Source organism: Accumulibacter sp. (assembly GCF_029255285.1).
GTDB lineage: Bacteria > Pseudomonadota > Gammaproteobacteria > Burkholderiales > Rhodocyclaceae > Accumulibacter.
Genome location: NZ_JAPUVI010000102.1, coordinates 1 through 2,556 on the forward strand (window position 1 = coordinate 1; position 2,556 = coordinate 2,556).

General features: G+C 65.2%; 2 protein-coding genes. Both read left to right on the top strand.

The features are described from left to right. A partial coding sequence (locus tag Q1M07_RS14765; RefSeq protein ID WP_300454666.1) for a ShlB/FhaC/HecB family hemolysin secretion/activation protein occupies nucleotides 1-612 on the top strand: 612 nt, incomplete at its 5' end. A gap of 10 nt (nucleotides 613-622) precedes the next feature. Next, the coding region (locus Q1M07_RS14770) for a CHAT domain-containing protein (RefSeq protein WP_300454667.1) at nucleotides 623-2,556 on the top strand (1,934 nt) is incomplete at its 3' end.

The window sequence follows — 2,556 nt, forward strand, 5'->3', positions numbered from 1 at the left end:
AAGGCCAGGGACTGGCGCTTCTGGCAAGAGTATTCCCACCGCTCGGACGAGCAGGTGCTGGCTTTGCGCTCGACCTTCACCTTCGGCGAAAACAATCAGCTTCCCGCCAGAGCCTTCCCCCTTCCCGGCCTGACGCTCGATCGCCACTACTTCATCTGGCTGGGGCAGGCCCAGTATGCTCACCGGCTCCTCGACAACGGCAGCCAGTTGATCCTGCGCCTGAATGTCCAGGACACGCCCGATCGACTGATTCCCATGGAGAAGATGGCGGTCGGCGGCATCAATACCGTGCGCGGCTATCTCGAAAACCAGTTGGTGCGTGACAACGGCGTGGTCGCCAATATCGAACTGGATTTCCCCGTGCTGGCCGATGGCGCGCGCCAGTTGAGCCTCAACCTGAAGCCCTTCATCGATTATGGCCGCGCTTGGGACAAGGACGCGGCGGCGTCGGTCATTGCCTCCGCCGGTCTCGCCACCCGGCTGCGCTGGCAGGGGCTGACCTTCGATCTGTCGCTGGCGAAACGGATCCATCACTCGCGGACGGTGATCAGTAACGGCTCCAACCTCCAGGAAAAAGGCATCGAGCTGCAATTGTCCTATGCGTTTTTCTAAGGAACGGCAAATGAGCATCCTCAGGTGGGCGGTCGTCAGATTCTTGCTGGCCATGCTGTTGGCGCTCGGCGCGCAGGCGGCGCCGGATTCGCAGGCGCTGGCGCGCGGCGTCGCGCTGCGCAATGGCGGCAACCTGCAGCAGGCGATCGATTACTTCCGTGCGCTCGGTACCGCCGACGAGAGTGTGGCCGTCAGCGGCGAACTGGGGGCCTCGCTGTTGCAGGCGCGGCGCTACGACGAAGCCGAGCCTTTGTTGCGCCAAGCCTACGACAAGACGAACGGCAGCGAACGGGCGCGCTACGCCATCGAACTTGGCAACCTGGCCGCCGCGCGCCATCGACCCGCAGAGGCCCTGCGCTTCTACGCCGAAGCGCGGACGCTGGCCGGCGGCGAGGTGGCCCTTGCCCTCGTGGCGCGCATCAATGAAGCCCGCCTGGCCGACCGCCGCGAGCGGCCGGCGTTGCTGGCGGCGATCTCGCGTGACATCGCCGGCGTGAACGCCGCGCAAGCGCGCGCCCGCCTGCGGCTCACCGCCGGCACCCTGGCGAGCGAGGTCAGTAGCGTGCAGATCGCTTACGAGAACCTCGACGAGGCACGCATCCTGGCCGCCGAGATTGGTGACGTCCGCCTCGAGGTCGAGGCACTCGACGCACTGGCCCAGCTTTATGAGGCGCAGGGGCGCAACGACGAAGCGCTGCGCCTGAGCCGCCGCGCGATCACCCGTGCCCAGGCAGCCGACGGCGTGTTCACCGACCTCCTGCTGCGGCTCGAATGGCGCCAGGGCCGCCTGCTCGCCGCCAAAGGCGCCCAGGACGAGGCGCGGGCCGCTTACCTGCGCGCCATCGAGCAGGTCGAGAGCATTCGCCAGGACATCCCGATTGAATACGAGAGCGGCCGCTCGTCGTTTCGCGACACCCTGGAACCGATTTATCTCGGCCTCATCGACCTGCTGCTCAAGAAAGCCGACACGGCCGGCGGCAGCGAGCGCGTCGCGCTGCTGCGGCGCGCTCGCGACACGGCCGAACTGATCAAGCAGTCCGAACTGCAGGATTATCTCGGCGAGCGGTGCAGCGTCGATGCGGCACAAAACCGTACGCAAGCGGGAGTGGCGCCGGGAACGGCGATTTTCTATCCGATCATTCTCAAGGACCGCATCGAGGTGATCTTCGAGTCAGGCGCGGGTATTCGTCGCCACACCACGGCCCTCGATGCCCCGTTGCTGCGCCATCTGGTGTCGTCCTATGCGGAAAAACTGCGCGACGGCGAAGCGGATTACCACGACAACGCGGTCAAGCTCTACGACATTCTGGTCAGGCCTTTCGAGCGCGAAATCGTCGCTCAGCAGGTGCATACGCTTTTGGTGGTGCCTGACGGCGTGCTGCGCCTGCTGCCCTGGAGCACGCTCCATGACGGCCAGCAGTTCCTGGTCCAGAAGTACTCGGTGGTCATCAACAGCGGGCTGTCGATGACCAGCCAGACGGCTGGCCATAGCGAAGCGTTTTCCGCGCTCGTCGCCGGAATGGCGGAACCTGGGCCGGTCGTCGAGCAACTGTCAGGCAGTTCGCTGGCCCAGGTCATGGCCCCGTCTACGGCACGTTCTGCGCTCAATCTGGCTCGCCAACCGGTCCTCCGCAAGCTGACGCTGTCGACGCGGGCGCTGCCGACGAGCGGTGCCGAGCGCACGGCCCTGCTCAAAGAGCAATTGGCCTTGCCGGGCGTCAGGCTTGAAGTCGAGAGCCTGGCGAAGATCCTGCCTGGCACCAGCCTGCTCGACGCGACCTTCACGACGACACGCCTGAGCGACGAGTTTGAAAAGGGCGAATACCACATCGCCCATCTGGCCACGCACGGCTTCTTCGGCAGCACCGCCGACGAAAGCTTCATCATGGCCTACGACAACCTGGTGACCATGGATGGCTTGCAGAAACTGCTGCAAGCCGAAGG